Below are 25,161 nucleotides of genomic sequence, written 5' to 3' on the forward strand. Positions count from 1 at the left end.
CTCGCTGAGAATCATGGTTTGCTATTAAATCTATTTAATGCGTCATAAACCTTATAGTCACCATCTACGTAATAGTTCCCGCATGAAGAAGGAAATGACAAGTGCTGATGTGGCTACTCTTGCACTTGAGCTTAGCTCTGGTGAGACATCTATTGTAGATGCAAAAATAGCCAAAATATACCAGCCGGCGGCTGATGAGATAAGGATTAACCTTTTTATTTACAATAAAGGCAGGGACAATCTTGTAATAGAGGCAGGAAAGCGTATCCATATGAGCCAGCACCTGCGCCCCAGTCCAAAGCTTCCCCAGTCATTCCCTATGATGCTCAGGAAGCACATAATGGCCGGACGTATCACGTTTGTCAAACAGTATGATTTTGACAGGATAATGGAGATTGGTGTTGTACGTGGTGGTGTGGATACCATACTTGTTGTTGAACTATTTTCTCCCGGGAACATCGTTCTTCTGGATTCAGAAAGAAAGATCATTTTGCCAATGAAACCTGTGACCTTCAAGGGAAGGAGGATACGCAGCGGTGAGGTGTACCAGTATCCAGAAGCTCAGATAAGCCCTGTGGATGCCGGAGTTGAGGATCTTGAAACAGCATTCTCCCAATCTGATGCAGATGTTGTAAGGACCATTGCCACAAGATTTAATCTGGGTGGTGTTCTTGCTGAAGAGGTATGTGCAAGGTCCGGTATCAACAAGGCTGAAGTTGCAAAGGATATAGGTTCGGATGGCATTAAGGCTATCATTTCTGCATTAAAGGATATGTTCTCTCCTCTTTTGTCCGGAACTTTGAATCCGTGCCTGGTCAAAAAAGAAGTTAAAGGAGAATTGCAGGCATTTGATGTTCTTCCTTTTGAACTGGATATTTACAGGGATTATGAAAAAGAGTTTTTCCCCACATTTAATGCTGCACTTGATGCGTTCTTTGGGAAAATGTCTGCAGAATCCGTGCAGGAGCAGGTAACTGCGGTAAAAAAGGAAAAAGTTGATATTTATGCACGCAGACTCCAGAAACAACAGGATGCTATCAAGAAATTCGGCAAGGATTCTGATAAGCAGACCCAGATAGCAGAAAAGGTCTATGCTTATTATGTCGAAATAGAAGAGGTTGTAGGTATTCTGAAGCAAGCTCGTGCAAATGGTTATTCATGGGCTGATATCAAGTCCATACTCAAAAAAGCAAAGGATACGGTGCCGGCTTCAAAATGGATCTCGAATATCGACTCTGCAGCTGGAAACATCGTCCTTGATCTTGATGGTATAAATGCCACGATCGATCTTAAACTGACCGTTCCGCAGAATGCCCAGGTCTACTATGATAGGGCCAAGAAGCTCACCAGGAAAAGAGAGGGAGCCTTAAAAGCAATAGAGGATACAAAACTCGCAATGCAAAAAAGAGAAAAGAAAGTATCCAATAGACGGAAGGTCAACACAAAGAAATACTGGTATGAGCGTTTCAGGTGGTTCATGTCCTCGGATGGTTTCCTTGTGATTGCCGGCAGGGATGCAGATAGTAATGAGGAGATTGTAAAGAAGTACATGGAAAAGAGGGACCTCGTGTTCCATACACAGGTTCCGGGTGCTCCTATTACAGTTATCAAGACACAAGGTGAAGATGTGCCGGAGCAAACTTTGAATGAAACTGCACAGTTTGTGGTGTCATATTCGAGTGTATGGAAATCCGGTCAGTTCAGTGGTGATTGCTACTGGGTAAAACCTGAACAGGTGTCAAAAACACCGGAATCCGGTGAGTATCTTAAGAAAGGTTCGTTCGTTATTCGCGGTGAGCGGAATTATTTCCGGGACATACAGGTGGGTGCCGCTGTAGCACTTCAGCTTAAAGGCAATACCAGGGTTATAGGCGGCCCGTTGTCCGCTGTTAGTAAGCATGGAGAACATATCGTTGAAGTTGTTCAGGGTAAGTTCAATCAGAATGATGTAGCGAAAAAGATATACAAAATATACGTTGATAAATTGAAAGAAACCAATTTTGTAAAGCAAATAGCTTCTCCTGATAAGATCGCAAAGATGCTTCCTCCCGGAGAATCTGATATCAAGGGTCGCTGAAGAGTTTTAGTTTCCTGGTCTTATTGTGAAATATTGCATTGATGAATGGTACTGGTCGGAGGGCATTATAATGAGGGTCAAAAAAAGATTTTTAAGAGGCAGAGAAGGTGAGATCACACTGGTTCCTGAAACATTGGATGACTTGTGGCACCTGAAGTATATTGTAGAGAAAGGGGATCTCATTTTTGCTCTGACCAAAAGGAAAGCTGATGGGGTTGCTGATAAGCTTCGGCCGGAAAAAGTGGAAAAAAAGACAGTGAGGCTTGGTGTCAGGGTTGAAGAGCTTGAGTTTCATAAGTTCTCCAACAGGCTGAGAGTACACGGTCTCATTGAGCATGGAATGGATGCAGGCCATTATCATACTTTTAATGTAGAAGAAGGTCTTGACATTTCTATTACAAAAACATGGAAAAAGGACCAGCTTGAACGCATTGATGAAGCAGAGGCAAGTTCAAAACGTCCCAAGGTTGTAATAGTGGCTATTGAAGAAGGTGATGCGGATATTGGTCTTGTGCGGCATTATGGTATAGAGACCTATTCTCATATCAATCAGTCATCAGGAAAGGGTGAAGGTACTTTGAGGGAAGTCTTTTTCCAGGAAATTACTGGGCAGCTTATTCACGCAGCATCGGAGTCTGAGGCAATTGTTGTTGCAGGGCCTGGATTTACAAAAGAGGATTTCATGAAATACATACTGGCAAAAGAGCCGGAACTGGCCTCAAGAGTCATTACCGAAGATATCTCTTCAATAGGCATGTCCGGTTTTCAGGAAGTTTTGAGGCGTGGGGCAGTTGACAGGATAATGGAGGAGTCGCGTATAGCCCGTGAATCTCGTCTGATGGATGAGTTGCTCAAGGAAATATCGACTGATGGTAAAGTCGCCTATGGGTTGGAAGAAGTGAAGATGGCTCTGGATTATGGGTCGATTGCAACCCTTCTTGTTGCGGATGAAATGTTAAGGATAGAGCGTGAAAAAGGCGGCATCGACTCATTTTTAAGGAACGTTGAGAACAACCAGGGAAAAATTGTTGTCTTCAGTACAATCTTTGAGCCCGGTCAAAAGCTACTTGCACTTGGCGGCATTGCTGCACTTCTGCGTTTTAAGATCTGATCGAGTTTTAAAATTAGTTGAGTCTGGTGCCTTATTTATGCTGAATGAAGGCAAAAATATAATCCTCTCCTACTTATAAGCTTTTCGGAATGCGTGTGTGTATATTGTACACAGCACACACAACACCTACCAACTGTGTATATATATTCACATTGTCATAATTTATTAACATCTACTAGGTTTTTTTTAGTGTTTTAACCGTAAATAGTGCTTATTGTGTCTCTATAATATTTTTAAAGCTTTTAAAAAGCATTAAATTGATAATAAAACCGTGATTGATATTATCCTTTTTTGTAATAATCAAAAATGCTATATACTTCTATTTTAAAGTCCTTATCTGGAGGTGAAAATGGTAACACTTGATGGAGGTAGCAAGCAGTTACGATATTCATTAAACTTGATGGAAATAACTTTTCTGGCATTTTATTTTAAGGCCAGCAATAAACAATTATAACGATGTTAATATTGTTTAGTACTTATATCTTAATTATATTAGGGAAGTGATAAACTATGGAAGGAGAAGTAACAATTAAAGATACAACTGCAGGAAGCCCGGCAGCAGTAGGTTTTTACGGTCTGGGATTTGCAGCTACATTCGCAGGACTTTTAAACATGGGAATGATACCAGATGCACTTATGGTCATCGCAATGGCAATAATGCTTGGTGGCTTGGCAGAAGTATTAGCAGGTATACAGTTATTTAAGAAAGGTGACACGTTTGGTGCAACAGCATTCACAATATTTGGTTTCTGGTGGCTCGGTTTTGCATACATAAACCTTGCTCCAGCCGGACTCTTCAATGCACCAATGGCAGCAGCAAGTGCCACATCGATGGGATTCTTCACACTCGTATGGGGTATCATAGCAACTTTGCTTACAGTTGCTACATTTAAGATCGGTGTAAAGATGATAACCGTAGTCTTCGTAGTGCTTGACCTCACATTCTTCAGCCTTGCACTCGTGTTCTTCGGAATACTGCCTCTGGGAATCGCAGGATTAATAACCCTAATCACAGGTCTTGCATCACTTTACCTTGCCACTGCACTGGTCATGAATGCAGTTGGAATGAAAATGCCAATTTAAGTAGTTGGTATTGTAAGATCAAGTAAATGATCGGTATATTCTGCCGGTCTACTTTTTTATTTATCCTTATTTAATTGCTCAACTCAAAAAGCCACAGTCGGTATGTCATATTATTCTATTTTCGTATTTTGTGTTTGAAAAAAGGCATTTAAGGCTACATGGCATCCATATTACTTTGTTATGTCTTTCACCACTATCCTGGAATAGTCCAGGTCATGGATGAAGCAGTTAGCAAGTTGATAATATTCCATGTATTTTAAGTTTAGAATAGGGACAAAGATAAAAGTAAAGACAAAATTCATTGGATCGGCATTCTGGCCGATCACTTCTTTTTTATTTACATGTTTTGTAACTATTCAGCCTAGCTCACTTCCACCAAGCTGATTTCTTCATCCACGATCAATTCTGCAACTTTGGAACAAATGAATTGCCATAAAATATTGCACTAATTGCATCGATAACAGATTCAGAATTCTTATTAACAGTAGACACGTATCCTCTTATACGGCAGAAATTTTTTGCACCCTGTTCACTGCGGAAAGTACCTGATATCTTCTGCTGTACTTTCGTCATTCTGATATCTCTTTCAGCCTGATTGTTATCAAACGGAACGTTTTGGTCGTACATAAATCGCAAGATATCCTCTTTATGGCCAATAAACCTATCCAGCAAATTCTTTACCGTGGTCTGCTTCTTACGTCCTCGTTTTTTAGACCGCACATTTGATTCCGGATCAGGAGGATTTTCATTCACTCCTAAACAAGTTATGTGATCATAATCCTCACTGAACCTTTGAATTAGCTCAGTATCTAAAAGATCATTATCAACATGATGTTTAATGCATATCAAGAGATCACTCATTATCTTTGGCCACTGTTGATCACTGTTTTCGGAAGCTCCAGTTAACTCTCGTAATAAATGTGCATTACATAATGAATGTTGACATTCATATTTGTTGTACGGTTTCCAAAAATCATGTGTTGCAACACCAGTGTAACCTGGTAATATGCCCATAGCATCCATTGCTTCTGAGCCCCTTTTACGATGTGCAAAATAATAGGTCAGTTTGTCTGTACCTGCCACATGAAGCCAATTACGAACTGCATTTATTCTCATTCCTGTTTCATCCAGATTGATGACAGGAGATTCTTTCAGGAGATGTTTCACTGTATTTTCAAAAGCTCCAAGCTTCTCAAAACAACTACGTTCCGTGTTCACCAAAGTAGCAGGACTTATCTTGCATCCCAAAATATCAGAGAACAACTTGGTAACACGCTGATAAGGAAGTAATTGGTAAGTGTGCAAATAAACTGCAAATGACTTAACTCGATGACCGTATTGAGTCGGCTGAGTTACACCATCTGGAAAAAGAGCTTTGTTTACATGAGAACATTTGGGACATGTTTTAATCTCGCAACGATGTTCAATGCAATTGATAGTTATAGGAGGAATGTCAAAGACCTGTCTTCTTTCATAGTCAGAGGGAACAGAAGCTAACGATCTCCCACAATTGACGCATTGATTAACAGGATGAACAATAACTTCATCCGGATCATCATTTATTCTTAATGTAGTACCAGGATGACCGTTTTGACCACCTACATGCTTATTGGTCTTTTTTCTTTGACTTTTAAGGGTTGGTTTATTCCGTGCATAAGAATCAGTAGAAGGTGGTTTGCTACTGTTGCGACTATTCTTTTCAAGCATTTCTTCCAAATGCCTGACACGCTCTTCAAGTTGTGCAATTTGGAGAGATTGATGTTCAATTATCCCAAGTAATCGAGTTACAAGTTCTACTACTGCTTCTGGACCAGCTTCATAAACTGCAAGTATTTCTTCGCGGTCTATACAAATCCCCTCAGATTGATAGACGTTTTTTATGATATTTTACTGAATATTTTTTAACACATAGAATGAAGCCATAGTATATTGTTTTTTGCATCATTAAAACAGTCAGGCTGAATAGTTACCATGTTTTTTAGATCATTGAATGTGAATAGCTCTTTCTGCAGATTCTATATGCAACAACTCTTTCCCATCCATATATATGTGGATCACACCGCCTGATTCTGATACTGTTATGGCGATAGATACTGTATCTCTTGTAATTGCTGCAGCTGATACGTGGCGTCCACCAAGACCTTTTTCAACGGATATATCTCTTGCATCCACATCCAGGTATCTGCCTGCAGCCTCCACCTTTCCGTCTTCCGATATAACAAAAACACCGTCAAGTTGGGCGAATTCTTTAATGGATTCCCAGTTCATCTTATCCAGAACATCTCTATCTTCTTCACTCTGCCCTGTGTATGGATTCAGGATCATTTGATGTGAACGCATCATAACTTCTTCAACATCGCCTACTATAAACGCTGTGCCCACCTGTTTTCCTTCTCGTCCGGTGTTGGATATGTCAAAAGCCACTTTTAATACTGCACGCAATAATTCAGATGATATCCTTTCTTCACATTCTCTGAAAATTTTAACTATATGATTGTCAGCAAGATTATGGACTACGATGGCATATGAATCCTTATTGTCTACTATTCCTATCACAGTACCTTCTTCAATTTCTTCCATCATGAACTCAATAGCTGAAATGTTTTCCACATGTTCTGTTTTTCCGGAAGCCTGCTGGTTGATCTTATCCAAAATTACCTTTGATCGGTCTTCTTTTGTTTTACTGCTTGCCACAAGGTGGTCTATTAGTGTTTTTTGTTTGCGGCTTGCGAAATAAACAGGTATGGATGTCTCTGGTTTTTCTAAATTAATATCTCCGGATATTATAATAGCAGTAGACTTCAGTTCTTCTGCGAGCCTTATAGCAGCGTTGACAACTACTTCTGTACTGTCCAAATTATTCCCTCTGTTTATATCAAAGATATAACTACTAAATCGTAATATATTATATATTCTTACTTTATAAATAGAACCTGTTTGGCAGCGATATTCATTTATGTCTCCAACATAAATGGTAATTGGTGATAGGTTTGGTGAGAACTTTTGTTGCGGTAGATTTCCCTGAAGAGTTGCGCAATAAAATTGCTGATATCCAGTCAAAATTCGATGATTTCAAATTCAAATTTGTAGATTCACACATAGTACATATTACCATGAAATTTTTGGGCGATATTTCTGAGGATAAGATCGCAGAGATTTCAAATGCTCTTGATTTAGTAAAGTGTGAACCCTTTGAAGCACAGGTAAGGGGGGTTGGTGTATTCCCAAAGCCAAATTTCGCCAAGGTCATATGGTTGGGTTGCAACGGGGATTTTGATAAGCTACATGAATTGGTAAACAGCTCACTTTCTTCCTTTGAGTTTGAACATAATCCTCATCTTTTCAGTGCCCACGCAACTCTTGCCAGGGTCAAGTACCTGCCAAAAAAGAAAAAAGCAGAGTTTCTGGAATTACTCGAGGAGTTGGCAGACGTAGATCTTGGGACAATGCAGGTTGATACGGTAAAACTGAAAAAAAGTACGCTGACTCCACATGGTCCCGTATATGAGACCTTGCATAAGGTCAGCCTGAAATAAGTTTTCACTTCTCTAATTATTCTTTAATTGTTCTCATAACTGGAAAAACCACTGGAACGTACGATTCTTTTATCCGTTGTTATGAGCAGGCACTCTATGCCGTCGAGATCTTCGACCATATTTATGCCATCTTTTTCTCCAAGAATGAAAACTGCAGTAGCAAATGCATCCGCATCCATTGCAGAACTGGCTATAACAGTTGCACTTATGAGATTCTGTGATGTATAACCTGTTCGGGGGTCTGCTATATGGGAAACTTTTGCAGTATCATTGAAATAGCGCTCGTAGTTCCCGCTTGTAGCAACAGCCATATCTTTAATATCCATAATCGTCACTGAATCTTCGCTTTTTTCCGGATTCTGCAATCCTACTCTCCACGAACTTTCATCCGGCTTGCTGCCAATATATCTGCCGTCACCACCGGCATTGACAAATCCTGAAATAATACCATCATCAATCAGTGATTCTATTGCCAGGTCTACGGCATATCCCTTTGCAACTCCTCCAAGTGTGATTTTCATACCGTTGCCAAGGGTGATGTTGTTCCCGTCGATTACTATGGCCGAATAATTCACCAATATAAGTGTTTCATTGATCTCCTCAGGTGTTGGATCTTCGTAGGTTCCGCCAGGGCTGTACTTACTTGCCCACAGGTCAAGAACAGGCTGTATGGATATGTCAAAAGCTCCTTTGCTTCTTTGGGAATAGTATTTGGATCTGTCAACGACATAGGCAAGTTCAAGGTCTGCATTATTCACAAATCCTTCTTCATTAAGCATGCTTAGTTCACTATTGTTGTCGTAGTTGTTCATCACCCTGTCAACATAATACATTTTGTTAAAAGCACGTTCGATAACTTCCGAAGCATATGTTTCGTTGGAAGTTAGGATTGATATGGTAACTGTAGTGTCCATCAGGCTTCTGGTTTGCGAATAGCTTTCTTGTTCAATGGTAATATCGGTATCCTCGTCAGCGATATAATTTATCATTAATAATACTGTGAAAATCGCTATCAGTCCAATGGCAACAGTTTTATAGTTCATGCTGTATGAACAGAGATAATTAATATTAAACTTATGTACCGTGGAGAGAAGGAAAGCAATTTCCTTCTATTTTAGTTATTATATTCATCTGAAGGAAGTAATAGAATGAGCAATCCCAGCACAGGATCAGGTACGGGAACCAGTTCAAGCAAGGACAAATATCTTGTTGTCGCCCTTCATCAGTTAATGGAAGAATACGGTTGGAGAGGTATCGAGAAGCACTTTGGTTTTGTGAAACACCACACAATTTATGTTAAACCAGGTTCACTTCTTGATAAAATTGAACTTAAAGCTAATGTACTTGGTAATCACATGGATGTGGACTTTTTAGGAATAACTCCTCAAAAAGGTCTTCTTGATAAAGTCTTTGACTTTAATATACGCGTAGTGCGCAAGTCGTATGAGATTAGTAAATACGTCTCAAATGACATGAAAATCACAAATGAGCAGCTTTTGAGAAACGACATTATAGTTGTCATCAGACAGCTTGAGGAAGTTGCAGAGGATTGAGGACGAGGCAAGCATGGCTAAATTAAATGTAATTCTTATTGGAATCCTCGTAGTGATGTTCGCTGCATCCGGCGTGTATGCTTTTATTGGCTACAGCGGAAATGGGGCTATGTCTGCTCATTATATGACCGAGCAGAAATGGTCTGACAGTTCGTGCAGTGGTTGTCATGTAGGTATGTACGAGGAAGTTTCCGAATCATATCATGTTGGACAGGATTTGAAGAAATGGTCATCGATCATGGAATATGGCGTTGCAGTTGACGGTATTGACGAAGACGCAATGTCTGTAACATACGGCCAGGTCCACCCTGGTGGCGGTTACATGGCAGACTACGGAGTCGATATTGATTGTATGATCTGTCATGAGCAGGTTGGTGGATATGACTTTGAGGCACGTGCAGAAAGAATAGCTGCAGGTGATTTCGAGAACGCCAACGAAGCCGCAATTGAAGAATCAAGGGCGGAATTGCAGAAAGAACCACTTTATATGGCAGGCTACGTGCTTGATGTTCTGGCACCTGTTCCACTTGTAACTGAAATACATGATGAGGTTAATGGTGCTCCAGGCAAGGCACTCTGTGGAAGCAACTGTCACACAGGTGATATCGCAACAACTGCAGTAGCATGGACACTTGAAGATTCTGCTTATTATGATGTTCACGATAATGTCGATTGCCAGGAATGCCACGAAACAGAAGAACACAAGATTGGTAGCCGTGAATACCTGTTTGCTTCGGGACCAACACATATGGAAACAGAAGCAGGTGTAAAGGACTGTGATTCATCAGGCTGTCACGAGGACATATCGCATGGCGGAATGGTTGATGCTCACCTTGATTTCCTAAGCTGTGAGTCATGCCACATCCCGTCACTTCCGGGTAGCGATGTCACAGGTACTCCTGTTATTAAAGAATTCAGCTGGGCAAATGGTGTTCGTGAAGATGTCACATATGATTCAGAGTTCACACCTACACTTGCATGGTCCGAGGGTGTTTACTACGATCTTCTGCCAATAGCACAGGAACGTGAAGAGGACTCTGTCCTAAAACCATTCAATATTATCAATGGTATCTGGTGGGATGAAGGGACTGATGTGGATGTATTCGCAGATCCTGATAATAGTTCTTTAATTGGTACTCCGATAGTTCCTGCAGATGTACTCAGTGCAGACGCAGACAACGATGGTGATGTAACTGAAGATGAGCTTCGGTCATATGATGGTGACATGGATGGTAGTCCGGATTATCCAAATGCAGTTCTCAGGCATGTGGATATGTACTATCAGGTAAGCCATAATATTGTCAGTTCCAGTGTAGGTCTTGCTGAGCCGCTTGAATGTGCAGATTGCCATGGAGCATCAGCTTCAGATACACTTCAGAATGTCCACTTCGGAGATTCTATAAAGGATTGTTCAGAATGCCATGATCTTGTACCTGTGATCAACTGGAAATCATTGGGCTATGATAGCGATCCGGCAGAGACTAATCCACCGACAGATTTCTCCGCTAATACAATTAGTGTGACAATTCCAGGTGCAAAGCCTACTGAAGTAGAAAGGGAGCCTGCATTCTAAGGAGCTGGTACTGTGGAAATCAAAACATTGGATAAATTACCCGAAAAAATAATAATTCCACTCAGACAGCACAGGGGTGCTGTCTGTGAACCCCTTGTGAAGAAAGGCGACAGGGTTCTTATTGGACAGAAGATAGGAGATAGTGAAGAATATTACTCATCTGCAGTTCACTCAAGCGTATGTGGTGAGGTCATTGCTATTGAAGAGGCTGCTCATCCTGATGGTAACAAGTCAATGAGCGTTATTATCCAGCCGGAAGACAGCAATGAGACAGTTGTATTCTCTCCCAGCAAGGATCTTACACCTGAAAAACTTGCAGAACTCATAAAGGAATCAGGTATTGTGGAGCATTACGGAATGCCCACTCATACTGTCCTTAAACCAACTGGCAAGAATATCGATACAGTGCTTATAAATGCGACATCATCCGAATGGATTGGTGGTACATTTGGAACTCCCAAGGAATATGCGTCCCAGGTAATGGATGCTCTCAAGTTGCTCATGAAAGCAGCCGGTGCCAAAAAGGGAGCTATTGTATTGAGGACTGATGATAATGATTCCATTGATGCATTTGAGGGCATTGAGGTCGATAATAAAAAGCTGAGAGTTGCTCCTCTTGTAGGTGGCCGTAAGATAGGGTACTATTTCAACGAGCAGGAATCTGACATTGTTGTCCTATCCCAGAAACGCATTTACGGGAAAAAAATCCTGAATTTCTTTACTTATAATGTAACAGGAAGGCAGGTTAACATAGGCTGTGACCCAACAGATGTTGGAGTTGCGGTGTGTGGTATCAAGTCTGCAAAGGCTCTTTACGATGCTGTTCATGAAGGCAAGCCTTTCTATGACACCGTTGTTTCTCTTGAAGGTGTTTCAAATCACATGGAATATATTCTTGTAAAGATTGGAACCCCATTCAAGGATATTATTGAAGCCTGCGGTTTTACCGGTGATATTGGAAAGATAATTGCCAACGGTGTAAGAACTGGTGTGGCTCAGTACACTGACCAGGTCCCTGTGACAAAAGGAACCACAAGAATATCCCTGCAGAAACCTGAAGAGATCATCCGGGACGAGTCGATAGCATGCATTCATTGTGCACGTTGTGTGGATGTCTGTCCGGTTGAGCTTATTCCAAGCCGTCTTGCTGTCATGGCAGACCAGGGTCGTTTTGATGAATGCAGGCAAATGCATATTCAGAATTGTATCGAATGTGGTGATTGTGCGGCAGTCTGCCCATCAAAAATACATATACTACAGCTTATAAGGTACTCAAAAGATGCAATAGAGATGGCCTATGAAGACTTACCTTCAAAGGAATCATCCAATCTGAAACTTGGCTGTGGCTGCGGAGGCGAGTAAAAATGACATATACGATTTCAGCTCCTCCTCATAAGAAAACAAGATTAGATTTCAAGACATTGAATATAAGTAAAATAATCGCTTTGCTTCCGTTATGTTTCGCAGCGATATACTTCTTTGGTATTCCTGCACTCGGGATCATCATTGCGTGTGTATTAGCGGCGGTAGCAACTGAATTTGGTATTCAGACAATATTCAAGCAGAAAGTAACCATTGCAGATGGACATGCAGCTCTTACGGGACTTATGCTTGCACTTCTGATTCCACCTGAAGCTCCTTTATGGATAGCAGTTGTTGGTGGTTTTTTTGCGATAACAGTTGGAAAACATGTTTTTGGAGGAATCGGCTCTTATATATTTAACCCGGTTCTTGTGGCCTGGGTGTTTATAAGAAGTGCATGGTCCTCTGATATGATGCCTTTATCCATTCCTCATACAGGTCAATTCTCTGATCTTATACTTGAGAATGGTGCGGGTCTGATGGTGGACGTTTCTCCGATACTGCTTGTAGGTGGTTTATACCTTATTTACAAGAGATATGTTGACTGGAGAGTTCCTTTTGCATTCTTTGTAACAATGATAGCATTACCACAAACAATGTTATTTATTTCAGGTGTAATTGCTCTGGTTCATGAAGGTGTCCTGAATCCACTGATGTATATGTCACAGCTTTTCACTTTCCTTGATATGAGTCCTGAGTTGCCATATTCAATGATAGGGATAGTCTTTTTTGGTATACTTTTCCTTGCAACTGACACACCAACTTCTCCGGTGACCAAAAGTGGACGTGTCATATACGGCATTACATGTGGTGTGCTTGTTTTCATATACGGTTATTTCAGCAACTATGTTGACGGAGTATTATACGGCATCTTCCTTGCAAACTGTGTTGCTTCTTACATAGAGGTCAATACCATGCCTGCATCATTCGGAACAAAGTCACTTCCAGAGAAAGTATACAGGAATGTCATGGATAAGATTCCGGCATCCCTAAAATTCGAGGTGATGAAAAATGAGTGAGTCCAATAATGAAACAATAGTAATTGTAGGGAAAATAGTCCTTATATCGGTTGTGGCAGCTCTCTTGTTGGGTATTACTTATGTTCCTACGAGTGCACAGCTTAAGATCAATGAGGAAACTGCCCGAACAGCTATACTAGGTGAACTTATTCCGGAAGCCAACAATAACTTCGAAGCTGTTGAAGGCGATTTGGTTGATGATGATGGCAACCGTGATGTTCTTTACTATCGTGCAAAGGATTCTTCTGGTAATATCATCGGTTACGCTTTCTTCAAGCAGCAGGCAGGTGCTCAAGGCCCGCTGGTTATAGCAGGTGGTGTTGATGACTCATTTGCAACAGTTCGTGGAATGGATGTTTTGAGTCATGAAGAGACGCCTGGTCTGGGTGCAAAGATAATAGAAGATGACTTCAGGAGCCAGTTCAATGGTATTCCAGTAGCTTCACTGAGTCTTTCCAGTTCAGGTGGAGCAGTTGACTCTATTACCGGTGCAACGATATCCTCCCAGGCTGTCATAGATGCACTGAATTCCAAGATAATTGAGATAGAAGAGGCAGAGGAGTGATATTATGGACCCTTTAAGTGAATATATTCGTGGTATTACACGAGACAACCCGATTTTCGGACTTGTTCTGGGCCTCTGTCCTACGCTGGCAGTGACCACATCAGTCGAAAATGCAATCGGTATGTCCGCAGGTACTGCATTTGTGTTGATTTGTTCAAACATTTTCGTTTCAGCCCTGAGGAAACAGATTCCTTCGGCTGTAAGACTTCCAATATTCATTATCATTATAGCGACCTTCGTGTCCATTGTAAAGATGATAATGCAGGCGTATTTCCCGCCCATGTACGCAGCGTTAGGTGTTTTCATACCGCTTATTGTGGTAAACTGTATCATCATCGGACGTGCTGAGGCATACGCTAACAAGAATAATGTGTTCTATTCTTTCATAGATGGTCTTGGTATTTCCACAGGTTTCCTGTTGGTACTGATGCTCATCGGTGGTATAAGGGAAATTCTAGGTACGGGACAGATAGTAACATTTGACTTTACTCTGATCACCCTGCCTATCAATCCGTCAGTTACCACAATGATATTGCCTCCGGGTGCTTTCCTTACAATAGGAGCACTAATGGGAATTGTGAACTATCAAAAGGAAAAGAAGAGAGCAAAGGGTGGTTAAAATGGTGGAAAAAGCATTATTTGCCATCTTTATGGATGGTATCTTCATTAAGAATTTCCTGCTTATCCAGTTCCTTGGTCTTTGTTCCTTTGTGGGTGTGACCAAGGATGTCAAGAGTGCCGCAGGAATGTCAGGAGCCGTGGTCTTTGTTATGGCACTGGCGTCCACTGTATCGTATCTGATCTATACATACATCCTTGTCCCGACAAAGATGGAATTCCTTGATCTTATCAGTTTCATTGTTGTAATAGCAGCACTTGTACAATTGGTGGAGTTTGTTGTAAGGAAGAATATTCCGTCACTTTACCGCTCACTTGGTATTTACCTGCCGCTGATAACAACCAACTGTGCAGTTTTGGGGGTAGTATTACTGAATGTTAATTCAGAATACAACTTCATGCAGAGTGTGGTATTCGGTATTTCCGCAGGTCTTGGATATACTATTGTAATGTTGATGATGGCTGCCATCAGGGAGCGTTCGACCTTTGTGAATGTCCCGTCGTCTATCAGGGGATTGCCACAGGCATTCTTTATCGCAACGATGCTTTCTATGGCTTTTGTTAACTACTTCTGGGTGATTCCTATATGAGCGAGTTAGTTACTTTACTTGTACAGGCCACAGCCATCCTTGGTGGTCTTGGGCTTGCTGTTGGTGTTATGCTCATTGTGGCATCAAAGAAGTTCAAGGTAGAGACCAATCCACTCGTCGATGAGATTGTGGAAGTTCTTCCCGGGGCTAATTGTGGTGCCTGTGGTTATGCAGGCTGCGCTGACTTTGCAGAACGTGTGGTAAACGAAGGTGCTCCTATCAATGGTTGTCCTGTTGGTGGCTTTGATGTTGCCAAGGAAATAGGCGGCATACTCGGTCAGGAAGTTTCAGAAGGCGAAGAACAGTATCCTTTTGTCAAGTGTAACGGCGGTCTTAATTGTGTTGACCGTTTCGAGTACGTGGGCTTTGAGGACTGTAAGGCTGTCATGTTGCTCTCAGATGGGGAGAAAGGCTGTAATTATGGATGTACGGGCAGGGGAACCTGCGTGCGGGCATGTCCGTTTGACGCTCTTTCTATTGGTGAAGACCGTTTGCCTCATGTGAACAAGAACCTGTGTACCAGCTGTGGACTATGTATTGCTTCATGTCCAAATGACATTCTAGAGTTTGCCAGGGAATCTGAACAGGTTCATGTACTTTGTATGTCACACGATAAAGGCAAGGCTGTAAAAGCTTCCTGTACCGTGGGTTGCATCGGATGTAAAATATGTGAGAAGAACTGTCCGGAAGAGGCTATAACGGTAACTAACTTCCTTGCGGTTATCGATCAGGAAAAATGTACGGCATGTGGGATATGTGTGGAAAAATGTCCACAGAATACAATTGCTATCAGGTGATCATATGACATATAAAACAAAGATAGGCCTGGATGAGAATATCGTAGCAGCACTTAGTTATCTGGGATTCTGGATAACAGGAATAATATTCCTGTTGATCGAGCCGGAAAACAAATTCGTCAGGTTCCATGCAATGCAGTCACTGCTTATATTCCTCCCACTTTCATTATTGATATTCATAGTGGGATGGATTCCATATGTTGGCTGGATAATTGCAGATTTCCTTGGATTCGGTGCACTCTTTTTGATATTGATATTTGTAATAATCGCATACAGGGGTATTTTGTTAAAGGTTCCTGTTGTGGGTAGCTACGCTTACAAACTGATCAATCAGTGAGTTAATACAGGAAATGCCTTATCTGGCATTAAATCCTGTATCTTTTTTATTTACGAAAACTTAAAAAACTACATCTTCCTATTATTGCAGGAATGTACATTTTTATGCGGAGGGTTTGAAATTAAAGAAGAGATATGGATTGAAAAGTATAGGCCCTTTAAGCTCGATGACGTGGTCGGTCAGAAAGAGGCAATAGAAAGGCTCAAATCGTACGTAAAAACGAGGAACCTTCCACATCTTCTTTTCTCAGGTCCTCCGGGAGTTGGAAAGACGGCAACTTCAGTATCTATTGCACGCGAGCTTTTTGGAGATTCATGGCGTGAGAATTTCACAGAACTCAATGCTTCCGATGAACGAGGGATTGATGTTGTCAGGACAAAGATTAAGAATTTTGCAAAAACAACACCAATTGGAGGTGCAGATTTCAAAGTCATTTTCCTCGATGAAGCTGATGCCCTGACATCAGATGCCCAGTCAGCTCTGCGGCGTACCATGGAACGCTACACCAATAACTGTCGTTTCATTCTTTCATGCAATTATTCATCCAAGATAATCGAACCGATCCAGTCAAGATGCGCTGTTTACAGGTTCCGTCCTCTCTCTGATGATGCTGTTGCTGAACGTGTCCGTTTTGTGGCACAGAACGAAGGTCTGGATATCGCCGACGATGGTGTGGATGCCATCACGTACATTGCTCAGGGTGATATGAGAAAAGCGATAAATGCCCTTCAGGCTGCAGCTCTTGTTGAAGATACCATTCATAAGGATGCAATATACAAGATCACCGCAACAGCTAGGCCTGAGCAGGTACGTGAACTTATTGCAACCGCTCTGGAAGGTAATTTTAGTGTTGCCAGGAAACACCTTGATGTTCTTCTGCTTGAGCAGGGTCTTTCAGGTGAGGACGTGGTCGGACAGATATACAGAGCTATGTTTGAGATAGAGATTCCTGAAAAAAGAATGGTTGAACTTATAGATGTTATAGGTGAGATCGATTTCCGGCTAACAGAAGGGGCAAATGAGAGAATACAGCTTGAATCCCTGCTGGCACACTTTGCACTATCTGGAAAGGAATATCAGTGAGTCTTGAAGCACTGGTACTGGAGTTGCTTTCTTCGGTACCCCACTGGTTTGCAACGGTTATAATCGGTGCCCTGCCTGTATTTGAGTTAAGGGGAGCCATACCTATTGCTTTGGGTATATATGGTATGAATCCGGTTGCTGCTTACTTTTTTGCAGTGCTGGGTAATATGGTGCCTGTGGTCCCGTTGCTTCTTTATCTTGATCCGGTTTCGAACTACCTCAGGAGATATACAATATTTGATGAATTTTTCTCATGGCTATTTGGAAGAACTCAGCGTAACCACTCGGAAAGATTTGAAAAATATGGTACTCTTGCACTGACAATATTTGTGGCAATCCCGCTACCTGTTACAGGTGCATGGACTGGATGCGCGGCAGCCTTTGTTTTCGGAATCAAATTCAGGCATGCATTACTTGCAATACTTGCAGGTGTACTTATAGCCGGTATTATAGTCAGTGTTGTTGCCTTGACCGGAATAAGCCTTTTAAGTCTCATATGATGCTTTTTATGATCATAGAAATGTAAAGAAAAAAGTAAATGGGTATTATCTACCCAGCATTTCTTTTGCGAGCTTGATATCCTCGGCTTTTACAGTTTTTCTGCCAGCATGTTCAGCAAGCTTGATAGCTTCTCTGGATATTTCAAGTCCAAATTCTTCCAGGATCTCAGTAAGTTCCATTCCTGCTGATTCACTTACTCTTTGTGCTCCTGCATTTCTTATAACTCTCTCAATAGGTGCAAATGGTATTATTGTCATAAATATCCTCTTATATGTCTTATATTTTAAATTTAATTCAATTACACCAGTCAATTAGCAAAATAAACTATAAATAGTTTATTAATGAATTTTTAATATGGAATCAATCTGATTTATCTTATCAGAGTTATTTTACCTGCTTGCTGACTATTACAATTATTTCTTTTTCATCTTTTTTGCAAGGTCCTTTCCAAGCCTCATACACTCTGTGAGATCTTTTTCATTTGGTACATATTGAATTCTTAGTACCGGATCTATAACGTTCACTCCTGCTTTTCTTAGTTTCTCAGCTATTTGTACGGGAGCTTCTCCGCTCCATCCGTAAGAACCAAATGCAGCACCAATCTTTCCATCGATACCTGTCTCTATGATCTTGTCTATGAATTTGGCAATTGGGTCCAGCATTGTATAATAGAACGTTGACGAACCAATGCAAACGGCATCATATTCGTTTATGTCTGCAGGATCCCATTCATAGAAGTTATCGATGTCTACATCCACATGTTTTTCACGTGCACCTTTTGCAATGGCTTCAGCCATCATTTTTGTGCTTCCCTGTGTGCTAAGGTATACGATTGCAAGTTTTGGCATTTTTCCATACTCCCCATTTATTTGAATTCAGGCATAATTTCGGCTCTTAAAAGCTTCTAACATCATCCCTTTTAAACTATGCTGTTTGATTATTCTTAAACATTTCCAGTATTTGATGACAAACTCCAATGCCTTTGTGATAAGGTTATCTTTATTGCCAATCAGGAAATAGAATATTAATTACTTTGAACAATGGAGACTCCAGATGGACGAGAAAATTGCGCCACACATAGACGAATTAACAATGGCGCTTGGAAATATAAGCAAAGAGGAGATTAGCAAGGAACTGGAAAAACTCCTTAAATATCGTGTTCCTCTTGATGAAGCGAAAAGAATCCTGAAAACCAAATATTTATCTGTTTCTTCCAACTCTGTAAAAGTAAAAGATCTTTCTCCTGGGTTGAATGGAATTGAGATCGCGGGCCGTATTCTTGATATTATTGAAAAAACAGTGTCTATACAGGGGGAGCAGAAAACAATATTTTCAGGAACCCTGGGTGATGGAACTGGTATTTGTTCTTTTACATGTTGGGATAATATGTCTCTACGGTCCGGGGATACTATTATGATCCGGAATGCATACACCCGGCTATGGAATAACCGTCCGGAGCTGTATTTTGGAAAGAGGTCTGCAATCACACATTTGCAGGATAGTGAGCTCCCTGATATTGAGCAGATATCCCATTCCAATCTCAAGAAACTTGGTGAAATAGTTCCTGCAGATGTGCTTGCAAGTTCTGTGGTTCTCATCGTTGAGATGTATCACAGGGAAATAATGCTAAAAGGTCAGGAAGTGACTGTTGTAGAAGGCGTCATTGCAGATGACAGTGCAAAGCTTCCATTTACAGCTTGGGTTTCGCTGGGAACATTTGATATCGGTGACTATATTCGTTTCGAAGGTGCTGCTGTAAGGATATTCAGAGGTTTGCCATCCATCAATTTCAATGAGAATACTTCTATTGAACTGGTGAAGTCTGCAGAAGATCTGTCCTTTACAATGGAATCAGTAAATCAAGCCAATTCGCCCGTGGCTATTCAACAGATCCTTGAAAAAGAAGGTATTTTCGATGTAACTGTCAGTGGCAATCTAATTTCTATCAGGCCCGGTTCTGGTCTTATCGAAAGATGTCCTGTATGCAATCGTGTTACGCAAAAATCGGTCTGTCGTTCCCATGGTGAAGTGGAATGCCTGATGGATATGCGTATTAAGGCAATTCTTGATGATGGTACGGGAGCTGTTCATTTGATGCTTAACCGTGAACTCTCTGAGGCAATTTATGGAAAAAGTATGCCTGATGTGGAAAATATGGCTCAGGGTTCAATTTCCAATGATGCCGTATTCACAGATATGAGAAACGTATTAACCGGTAAATATGTCACAGCACGGGGCAATTCTTCAAAGAACGAATTTGGAGTGTCGCTTGTGGCTAAATCGGTCTGGGCTCATGAGAATGACCTTCAGGAACGTGTAGATCAACTTATGGAAAAGATTGGCAGTGGATGTGATGAGTAATGGTTGAGCGAGAAGTGGCACACAGGATGTTTGCCAAGGAATTCAATGATTCCCGTTTTAATTTGTATTCTAATTCTTCTTCATCTGGAAATCAGGATATTTATTCTCCTAATTTTATCATAAGTCCCACAGGACTGAAAGTGAACAGAATCTTTATGGTGGGTGTGGTCACAGAAGTGGATAGGCTATCAGACCAAGCCGGTAGTGAAAAAGAGTTATGGAGGGCACGTATCTCTGACCCGACCGGTGCTTTTACAGTCTACGCAGGTAGTTACCAGCCTGAAGCTTCATTCTTCCTTTCAAATGTAAACGTGCCTTCGTATGTAATGGTTCTTGGCAAGGTTCGTTCATATGAGCCAGGAGATGGCTCTGTTTATGTTTCCTTGCGACCGGAGGAGATTAATTATGTAGATGAGTCAGTGCGTGACAGGTGGATAGTAGATACTGCAGAAATGACTCTTGACCGTCTGGATGCGTTTGATAGATTTTTCTCTTCAGGTACTGATAATGAAAAAATTACTGACAGGATGTCTGTATGTAATATTCCGCAGACACTTGCAAGTGGAATGTGCCTTTCACTGGATTATTATCACAAGGATAAGGAATACTATAACTCCTTAAAAAGTGTTGTCAAACAAGCCCTGTGCACCATTAGTAAGTCATCTGCTCAGCAGGATGTGGAACCTGATTATGAGCATATTATCCAGTCTGTCCTTGAAAGTATTGATGATGGAAGTGGTTTTGAATATTTCAACTACATTGGGAAAGCAGTTTCTCAAGGTGTCCCTGAGCGAATTGCCGATTCAACATTGAAATCTTTGTTATCAAAGGGGCATATATATGAACCAAAGGCGGGCTTTTTCAAAGTTATACATTAAATATGTTGATTTAGTTTCTAATGTGTTTTTGTATGCGACATACTTAAATATGCAAAAATATTAGACCTGATAAGTAATTCAATACATTAACTGCACATTTTATCAAAGAAGGTTAATTCATGGAACATGATGAGATAATAGAAAATGTAAAAAACAGTATCATCAATATGAAGGGTGTAGGAAATACACTTCTCCTTAATGAAGATGATCGGGAAATTATCAGGGAGCTTGAGAAAAAAGCTGATGAGATGACTCTGATGGGACTTGGCCGGGGTGACAATAAAGGTGTAAAGACCGTTTTGAAGAATGACGTTATTTTTGCTTTTACCACAAGTATGGATTTCAACTGGCCCGAAGGTCCAAATGTCATCCTAATGCACAATGACTGTGTTGTAGGTCAAGACCTCGATGATGAGGCAAAACTTGAGGAAATGAAAACCTGCACAGATAAACTTGTTATTGGTAACATTGTTATATATGACACAAGTGTACTCAAGAAAATGGATGGTAAGAAAGATCCGTTAATTGTTGTATTGCCACCTAAGCCATGTGAAGAAGTAGAGTGTGTGGATGAGGTTTGTAATGCAGTGCTCGCTTCCCCTTCTCCTCCAAGTGATGAGTACCTCAAGGAGAAGATGGGACTCGACAATCTTCACGGAACAGGTACTTTTTTACTGGGATTCGATTTTGATTGTTCCTGTAAGTGATGATCTATCTGGTGTTTGTTCTTGCAAGCACCTGATTTCTTATTTTTAATCTATTCAAGTCTGCCTTTTGCTTCTGATTCTTATTGATCTTTAATCAACAATACATTATTTTTTGACTTTCGGTTAACCTGTCAGATAACTGTGAATTCAATTAAAATCAAAAAAGATAAGTGAAATTAAAAAAGAAAAGGTGCATGGTTAAACCAATGCACCTTTTAAATGCAAATTATTCGCCTTTGTATATCTTGAATGCATCTTCAACAGAAGCATTCTCAATAGTGATGGCATAGATGGCGTTACATAGCCTGAGAGCTTCGTCGAGTGGTCTCTGGTGTATATTCCTTCCTGTTGCGTTACCCTCTGCACCACTAACGTGAATCTGTGTATGGAGTTTCTTAAGGAAGTCTTGTGGGTCATCACTGGACCCACCTGCGCAAACAACCTTTGTTCTTCCTGCTGCAAGGACTGCTTCTTTGAATGCTTCTTCTGTTTTCATTCCTTCAGCGTTTGGATAGTTTACCTTCACAAAGTCTGCATTAAGGCATGCTCCAACACCTGTAGCACCTGCAATGAGGTGTGGGTCCTTTTCATTTTGTACGGCTTCTCCTCTTGGATATATCCAGAGTACTGTTATCATTCCGTACTTGTGTGCCTCATATATCATTTGTGCAGCCTGTTGGAACATATCGGCTTCATAGGCACTTCCAAGGTATAGGGTATATCCTATTCCCATTATCTTAAGACCGCTATTATCGCGGAACTGGGCCACCTGCTCCATATCATACCACTGATTACTGAATGGGTCGTCTTGCTTTGTTTTCACAAGGTGGGATTTGGAGTTGACTTTAACAAGATATGGTACATCAGAGTAATCCATTCCGTACCTGGCAATCAGGCCCATCTGTGTAGCAAAGACTCCGATATTTGAGTTTGCAGCTATTCTGAAAAGGTGCTCAGGGTCATTGTCGTCTGAGGGTATACCTTCTCCAAAAAAGTCATCATTAAGATGTTCGACTTTCTGATCACCTGCAAAAAGCATCAATCTGCCAGTGTTTCGGGTAATCTCCATGTAATTCTTAATGTATGTCTCACGTGCTTCATGCGGCACATCTAATGGAACTTTTACGTCTTCTTCTTTTATTAAGACCATTTTAATCACTCGAGTTCAAAATATTATTCAATAAGCGTTTTGTTTCTTATCTACCCTTAATCATGTTTTTCTATTTTAACTATTGTATAACTGTGGGGGACGTTTAAAGATATACCAAATACTTTTTGACAAATACCCTTTTATTTATGGCAGACTAGTACAGTACTGCTATCTATTACGAGGATTAGATTCATTCCTCGTACTAAGTATTATATATTTATAGTCTCATGGAATAATTAAAATACATAGTGCATATATTAAAATCACATAAGTGGTATTTTGCATATTCAAGGAGCTTAGTTGTGGAGTCGATACATCTTCTGGAAATTGTAGTTTCTGTGCTTTTTATGAGCATGATTGCCCAGACACTTAGCAAACACTTTAAAGTGCCTGTTATTATGTTCCTTCTACTGGAAGGAATACTTGTTGGACCTGAAGTGCTGAATTTTATAGATCCGCATATGTTCGGTGATGGGCTTACTGCCATTGTATCCTTATCAGTTGCAGTGATTGTTTTTGATGGTGGTCTTCATATTGATGTGAAGAGTATCAGGCCTATACAGAGGACTGCTCTGAAACTCACAACAATTGGTGTACTGATTACCTTTGCTGGTGCGACACTTGTAACATATCTTCTGTTAGCTGTTCCCTTTAAACTGGCAGCACTTTTCGGAGCTCTGGTAGCTGCAACCGGTCCTACGGTGATCACACCACTTGTACGAAACATACATGTGAATCACAAAGTTAGTAAGATTCTTGAAATAGAGGGTGTTTTTAATGACGCAGCCAGCGTCATCCTTGCAGCATTTATGTTCGAATGGATAGTTTCGCAGCTAACTGGATTCAGTGCTGTTCTTTTCATTCTCCAGAGGCTTGTTATAGGTATTGTCATAGGTATGGCCAGTGGTCATATCCTGAAACGTTTTCTTTCAAGCGATTCCCTTGTGACTGATCAGACTGCCAGACTGTTTACTTTAACGATGGTAATAACCACTTATGTTGTGTCTGAGTTACTAGGCAATGAGTCTGGTATTCTTGCCGTTGCAGTTTTCGGAATCTTTACTGGTACCTCCAGTATTCCTCACAAGCAGGCTCTAAAAGAGTTCAAATCAGATCTTGTGATGCTAATGCTGTCTATAATTTTTATACTTCTTGCAGCCATGCTCAAATTCGAGGATATTATAGGTATTGGGCTAAACGGGATTATAGTTGTCCTGTTATTGATCGTTTTGGTACGTCCTCTGGCTGTATTTGGTTCAACAGCAAACTCTCGTCTTAGAAGGAATGAGAAATTATTTATTTCATTCATTGGTCCAAGGGGTGTTGTACCAGCATCCATTGCAACCTATTTTGCCATTAAACTGGATTCTTTCAATATACTGGGTGGTCAGATGCTGGTTGGACTGGTATTTCTGACCGTTATCATTACAGTCATAACAACCGGCACTTTAGCAAGAAGAGTAGCCAATCTTTTAGGAGTTATACCAATGGAAATCCTTATTATCGGAGGCGGAGAGGTTGGGAAGATCCTGGCCGAGAGATTTGAAAAGCGAGGCGAGAATGTAGTTGTAGTAGACAGTTCCGGGGATAGGTGTCAACGTATGTTGAAACAGGGTATACGTGTGGTTCATGGCGATGCCGAGGATATTAATGTTCTTAAGGCGGCAGGAATAGAAAAAGCCAAGTACATAGTTGCTACCACAGATCAGGACAATACGAATCTTCTGGTATCTCAGATAGCAAAGAGTAAGTTCAACCTGAAGGATGATCAGATAGTTGCAAGGGTCAACAATGTTGAGAACCTGCATGCATTCTGGGATCTCTCTATACGTTCAATGAGTCCTCAGATGACCACAGCTCTTGTTCTGGATAACATGGTCGGAAAACCCTCTATGTTTTCCATGTGTGAAGTCGGAGAGGAAGGGGAGATCCTTGAGGCAAGGGTCACAAATCCCAAGGTCGCAGGCAAAGCCATAAAGGAGTTATCACTTCCTGAGGGCAGTCTGTTGCTGATGATTAGGAGAGGTGATAAGTCGCATATTGCAAATGGCAACCTTGTTCTGGAGTATGATGATCTTGTTACTGTAATTGGTGAAGATGGTGCTGCACAGGAAGTTGTAGATCTCCTTCATAAATGAGTTCGATAATTCTCACACATCTTCCTTTTTTATTTATATATTACTTTCACCTTGCTCACAACTCAATTATATATGGTTGAAGCATACAGATAAATTGCCTCTCAAGAAGAACCAAACAAGAG

At 40.9% G+C, this 25,161-nt stretch carries 25 protein-coding genes; 19 read left to right on the forward strand and 6 right to left on the reverse strand.

The window, feature by feature from the left end:
- Window positions 1-82: 82 nt before the first annotated feature.
- The 3 genes from rqcH (at window position 83) to WN948_RS10775 (ending at window position 4,271) form a co-directional block, all read left to right on the forward strand.
- Window positions 83-2,077 (forward strand): ribosome rescue protein RqcH, encoded by a 1,995-nt coding sequence (gene rqcH / locus WN948_RS10765; protein ID WP_342304206.1) that lies wholly within the window; start codon window positions 83-85, stop codon window positions 2,075-2,077.
- 70 nt (window positions 2,078-2,147) lie between these two features.
- Window positions 2,148-3,188 (forward strand): mRNA surveillance protein pelota, encoded by a 1,041-nt coding sequence (locus tag WN948_RS10770; RefSeq protein ID WP_342304207.1) that lies wholly within the window; start codon window positions 2,148-2,150, stop codon window positions 3,186-3,188.
- A 510-nt stretch (window positions 3,189-3,698) separates the two neighbouring features.
- A complete protein-coding gene (locus tag WN948_RS10775; RefSeq protein ID WP_342304208.1) occupies window positions 3,699-4,271 on the forward strand; it encodes an acetate uptake transporter in 573 nt (190 codons plus the stop codon).
- A gap of 399 nt (window positions 4,272-4,670) precedes the next feature.
- Here the strand turns inward: WN948_RS10775 and WN948_RS10780 are convergent, their stop codons facing one another.
- Together WN948_RS10780 and WN948_RS10785 are read right to left on the reverse strand one after the other, a co-directional pair.
- On the reverse strand, window positions 4,671-6,125 hold the full coding sequence (locus tag WN948_RS10780; RefSeq protein WP_342306458.1) for an IS66 family transposase: 1,455 nt from the start codon (window positions 6,123-6,125) through the stop codon (window positions 4,671-4,673).
- A gap of 129 nt (window positions 6,126-6,254) precedes the next feature.
- Complete coding sequence (locus tag WN948_RS10785; protein WP_342304210.1) at window positions 6,255-7,127, reverse strand: diadenylate cyclase; 873 nt, start codon at window positions 7,125-7,127, stop codon at window positions 6,255-6,257.
- Between the two features lie 137 nt (window positions 7,128-7,264).
- Between WN948_RS10785 and thpR the strand changes: the two genes are divergently transcribed.
- The gene (gene thpR / locus WN948_RS10790; RefSeq protein ID WP_342304211.1) at window positions 7,265-7,807 is read left to right on the forward strand and encodes an RNA 2',3'-cyclic phosphodiesterase; all 543 of its coding nucleotides are present in this window, start codon (window positions 7,265-7,267) and stop codon (window positions 7,805-7,807) included.
- 23 nt (window positions 7,808-7,830) lie between these two features.
- Here thpR and WN948_RS10795 read toward each other — a convergent pair whose 3' ends face one another.
- On the reverse strand, window positions 7,831-8,850 hold the full coding sequence (locus WN948_RS10795) for an FAD:protein FMN transferase (protein WP_342304212.1): 1,020 nt from the start codon (window positions 8,848-8,850) through the stop codon (window positions 7,831-7,833).
- Window positions 8,851-8,955: 105 nt separating this feature from the next.
- On the opposite strand from WN948_RS10795, the gene WN948_RS10800 reads away from it, so the two are divergent.
- From WN948_RS10800 to WN948_RS10850, 11 genes are all read left to right on the forward strand, one after another.
- Entirely contained in the window at window positions 8,956-9,360 is a 405-nt protein-coding gene (locus WN948_RS10800; RefSeq protein WP_342304213.1) for a hypothetical protein, read from the forward strand.
- A gap of 13 nt (window positions 9,361-9,373) precedes the next feature.
- Window positions 9,374-10,933, forward strand: coding sequence for a methanogenesis multiheme c-type cytochrome (mmcA, locus tag WN948_RS10805; RefSeq protein WP_342304215.1), 1,560 nt, complete (start codon window positions 9,374-9,376; stop codon window positions 10,931-10,933).
- A gap of 12 nt (window positions 10,934-10,945) precedes the next feature.
- A complete protein-coding gene (rnfC, locus tag WN948_RS10810) occupies window positions 10,946-12,295 on the forward strand; it encodes an Rnf electron transport complex subunit RnfC (protein ID WP_342304216.1) in 1,350 nt (449 codons plus the stop codon).
- 2 nt (window positions 12,296-12,297) lie between these two features.
- Window positions 12,298-13,314, forward strand: coding sequence for an Rnf electron transport complex subunit RnfD (gene rnfD, locus WN948_RS10815; RefSeq protein WP_342304218.1), 1,017 nt, complete (start codon window positions 12,298-12,300; stop codon window positions 13,312-13,314).
- The gene (gene rnfG, locus WN948_RS10820) at window positions 13,307-13,879 is read left to right on the forward strand and encodes an Rnf electron transport complex subunit RnfG (RefSeq protein WP_342304219.1); all 573 of its coding nucleotides are present in this window, start codon (window positions 13,307-13,309) and stop codon (window positions 13,877-13,879) included. Before rnfD ends, rnfG begins: the two co-directional genes overlap by 8 nt.
- A 4-nt stretch (window positions 13,880-13,883) precedes the next feature.
- On the forward strand, window positions 13,884-14,498 hold the full coding sequence (rnfE, locus tag WN948_RS10825) for an Rnf electron transport complex subunit RnfE (protein WP_342304220.1): 615 nt from the start codon (window positions 13,884-13,886) through the stop codon (window positions 14,496-14,498).
- Between the two features lies 1 nt (window position 14,499).
- On the forward strand, window positions 14,500-15,087 hold the full coding sequence (gene rnfA / locus WN948_RS10830) for an Rnf electron transport complex subunit RnfA (protein WP_342304221.1): 588 nt from the start codon (window positions 14,500-14,502) through the stop codon (window positions 15,085-15,087).
- Window positions 15,084-15,884: an Rnf electron transport complex subunit RnfB gene (gene rnfB, locus WN948_RS10835; RefSeq protein ID WP_342304222.1), complete on the forward strand. Its 801-nt coding sequence runs from the start codon at window positions 15,084-15,086 to the stop codon at window positions 15,882-15,884. Before rnfA ends, rnfB begins: the two co-directional genes overlap by 4 nt.
- A 4-nt stretch (window positions 15,885-15,888) precedes the next feature.
- Window positions 15,889-16,221 (forward strand): hypothetical protein, encoded by a 333-nt coding sequence (locus tag WN948_RS10840; protein ID WP_342304223.1) that lies wholly within the window; start codon window positions 15,889-15,891, stop codon window positions 16,219-16,221.
- Window positions 16,222-16,341: 120 nt separating this feature from the next.
- Window positions 16,342-17,304: a replication factor C small subunit gene (locus WN948_RS10845; protein WP_342306459.1), complete on the forward strand. Its 963-nt coding sequence runs from the start codon at window positions 16,342-16,344 to the stop codon at window positions 17,302-17,304.
- On the forward strand, window positions 17,301-17,804 hold the full coding sequence (locus WN948_RS10850) for a small multi-drug export protein (RefSeq protein ID WP_342304224.1): 504 nt from the start codon (window positions 17,301-17,303) through the stop codon (window positions 17,802-17,804). The genes WN948_RS10845 and WN948_RS10850 overlap by 4 nt, the downstream gene beginning before the upstream one ends.
- 45 nt (window positions 17,805-17,849) lie before the next feature.
- On the opposite strand, the gene WN948_RS10855 is transcribed toward WN948_RS10850, so the two are convergent.
- Together WN948_RS10855 and WN948_RS10860 are read right to left on the reverse strand one after the other, a co-directional pair.
- A complete protein-coding gene (locus WN948_RS10855; protein WP_342304225.1) occupies window positions 17,850-18,062 on the reverse strand; it encodes a histone family protein in 213 nt (70 codons plus the stop codon).
- Between the two features lie 156 nt (window positions 18,063-18,218).
- Window positions 18,219-18,653 (reverse strand): flavodoxin domain-containing protein, encoded by a 435-nt coding sequence (locus WN948_RS10860; RefSeq protein ID WP_342304226.1) that lies wholly within the window; start codon window positions 18,651-18,653, stop codon window positions 18,219-18,221.
- Between the two features lie 205 nt (window positions 18,654-18,858).
- On the opposite strand from WN948_RS10860, the gene WN948_RS10865 reads away from it, so the two are divergent.
- The 3 genes from WN948_RS10865 to WN948_RS10875 all read left to right on the forward strand — a co-directional run bounded on the left by WN948_RS10865 (window position 18,859) and on the right by WN948_RS10875 (window position 21,751).
- A complete protein-coding gene (locus WN948_RS10865) occupies window positions 18,859-20,166 on the forward strand; it encodes a Single-stranded DNA binding protein (protein ID WP_342304227.1) in 1,308 nt (435 codons plus the stop codon).
- Window positions 20,166-21,044 carry a DNA-binding protein gene (locus WN948_RS10870; protein ID WP_342304228.1) on the forward strand — a complete coding sequence of 293 codons (879 nt, stop codon included), beginning with the start codon at window positions 20,166-20,168 and terminating at the stop codon, window positions 21,042-21,044. The genes WN948_RS10865 and WN948_RS10870 overlap by 1 nt, the downstream gene beginning before the upstream one ends.
- 119 nt (window positions 21,045-21,163) lie before the next feature.
- Window positions 21,164-21,751 (forward strand): hypothetical protein, encoded by a 588-nt coding sequence (locus WN948_RS10875; RefSeq protein ID WP_342304229.1) that lies wholly within the window; start codon window positions 21,164-21,166, stop codon window positions 21,749-21,751.
- A gap of 226 nt (window positions 21,752-21,977) precedes the next feature.
- Here WN948_RS10875 and WN948_RS10880 read toward each other — a convergent pair whose 3' ends face one another.
- On the reverse strand, window positions 21,978-22,901 hold the full coding sequence (locus tag WN948_RS10880; RefSeq protein ID WP_342304230.1) for an aldolase: 924 nt from the start codon (window positions 22,899-22,901) through the stop codon (window positions 21,978-21,980).
- A gap of 302 nt (window positions 22,902-23,203) precedes the next feature.
- Between WN948_RS10880 and WN948_RS10885 the strand changes: the two genes are divergently transcribed.
- Window positions 23,204-25,039 (forward strand): cation:proton antiporter, encoded by a 1,836-nt coding sequence (locus WN948_RS10885; protein WP_342304231.1) that lies wholly within the window; start codon window positions 23,204-23,206, stop codon window positions 25,037-25,039.
- The last annotated feature ends 122 nt before the right edge of the window (window positions 25,040-25,161 follow it).

Source organism: Methanolobus sp. ZRKC5 (assembly GCF_038446525.1).
Lineage (GTDB): Archaea > Halobacteriota > Methanosarcinia > Methanosarcinales > Methanosarcinaceae > Methanolobus.

What these genes read in the sequence shown, in the direction of transcription:
- rqcH (WP_342304206.1), top strand. Translation starts at nt 83, where the DNA reads ATGAAGAAGGAAATGACAAGTGCTGATGTGGCTACTCTTGCACTTGAG.
- WN948_RS10770 (WP_342304207.1), top strand. Translation starts at nt 2,148, where the DNA reads ATGAGGGTCAAAAAAAGATTTTTAAGAGGCAGAGAAGGTGAGATCACA.
- WN948_RS10775 (WP_342304208.1), top strand. Translation starts at nt 3,699, where the DNA reads ATGGAAGGAGAAGTAACAATTAAAGATACAACTGCAGGAAGCCCGGCA.
- WN948_RS10795 (WP_342304212.1), bottom strand. Translation starts at nt 8,850, where the DNA reads ATGAACTATAAAACTGTTGCCATTGGACTGATAGCGATTTTCACAGTA.
- WN948_RS10800 (WP_342304213.1), top strand. Translation starts at nt 8,956, where the DNA reads ATGAGCAATCCCAGCACAGGATCAGGTACGGGAACCAGTTCAAGCAAG.
- mmcA (WP_342304215.1), top strand. Translation starts at nt 9,374, where the DNA reads ATGGCTAAATTAAATGTAATTCTTATTGGAATCCTCGTAGTGATGTTC.
- rnfD (WP_342304218.1), top strand. Translation starts at nt 12,298, where the DNA reads ATGACATATACGATTTCAGCTCCTCCTCATAAGAAAACAAGATTAGAT.
- rnfG (WP_342304219.1), top strand. Translation starts at nt 13,307, where the DNA reads ATGAGTGAGTCCAATAATGAAACAATAGTAATTGTAGGGAAAATAGTC.
- rnfE (WP_342304220.1), top strand. Translation starts at nt 13,884, where the DNA reads ATGGACCCTTTAAGTGAATATATTCGTGGTATTACACGAGACAACCCG.
- rnfA (WP_342304221.1), top strand. Translation starts at nt 14,500, where the DNA reads ATGGTGGAAAAAGCATTATTTGCCATCTTTATGGATGGTATCTTCATT.
- rnfB (WP_342304222.1), top strand. Translation starts at nt 15,084, where the DNA reads ATGAGCGAGTTAGTTACTTTACTTGTACAGGCCACAGCCATCCTTGGT.
- WN948_RS10840 (WP_342304223.1), top strand. Translation starts at nt 15,889, where the DNA reads ATGACATATAAAACAAAGATAGGCCTGGATGAGAATATCGTAGCAGCA.
- WN948_RS10855 (WP_342304225.1), bottom strand. Translation starts at nt 18,062, where the DNA reads ATGACAATAATACCATTTGCACCTATTGAGAGAGTTATAAGAAATGCA.
- WN948_RS10860 (WP_342304226.1), bottom strand. Translation starts at nt 18,653, where the DNA reads ATGCCAAAACTTGCAATCGTATACCTTAGCACACAGGGAAGCACAAAA.
- WN948_RS10865 (WP_342304227.1), top strand. Translation starts at nt 18,859, where the DNA reads ATGGACGAGAAAATTGCGCCACACATAGACGAATTAACAATGGCGCTT.
- WN948_RS10870 (WP_342304228.1), top strand. Translation starts at nt 20,166, where the DNA reads ATGGTTGAGCGAGAAGTGGCACACAGGATGTTTGCCAAGGAATTCAAT.
- WN948_RS10875 (WP_342304229.1), top strand. Translation starts at nt 21,164, where the DNA reads ATGGAACATGATGAGATAATAGAAAATGTAAAAAACAGTATCATCAAT.
- WN948_RS10880 (WP_342304230.1), bottom strand. Translation starts at nt 22,901, where the DNA reads ATGGTCTTAATAAAAGAAGAAGACGTAAAAGTTCCATTAGATGTGCCG.